This window comes from Affinundibacterium seohonense (assembly GCF_014284305.1).
Lineage (GTDB): Bacteria > Pseudomonadota > Gammaproteobacteria > Burkholderiales > Burkholderiaceae_D > Undibacterium > Undibacterium seohonense.
In genome coordinates, this window is sequence record NZ_JACOFW010000099.1 from 1 (window position 1) to 375 (window position 375).

Annotated in this window: 1 protein-coding gene; it reads left to right on the forward strand. The window is 53.1% G+C overall.

The window, feature by feature from the left end; all coding sequences use genetic code 11:
- On the forward strand, nucleotides 1-375 hold a 375-nt coding region (locus H8K52_RS20725; protein ID WP_186924804.1), incomplete at both ends, for a transposase.

Below are 375 nucleotides of genomic sequence, written 5' to 3' on the forward strand. Positions count from 1 at the left end.
GTTTCACCAAGCTCAAAGCGATAGGTGACATTGGTGCGATACGGATTACAACGGAATTATTTTGGCGACGGTTTGATAATCAAAAACAAGTTGGTTCCTGTGTTGGATTGGTGCCGCAACCGTACGACAGTGGTACAACGCGAATAGATCAAGGCATCAGCAAGCAAGGCAACCGACGAGTGCGCTCCTTGCTCATTGAAATGGCGTGGATGTGGTTGCGCTATCAGCCAGAGAGCAAGCTCGCCATCTGGTTTGCGGAAAAGACCAACAGCCAAGCGCCCAACAAACGCGGTCGACGTGTGGCGATCGTCGCGGTGGCGAGAAGACTGGCGATTGCCTTGTGGCGCTACATCGAGCACGGCGTAGTACCTGAAG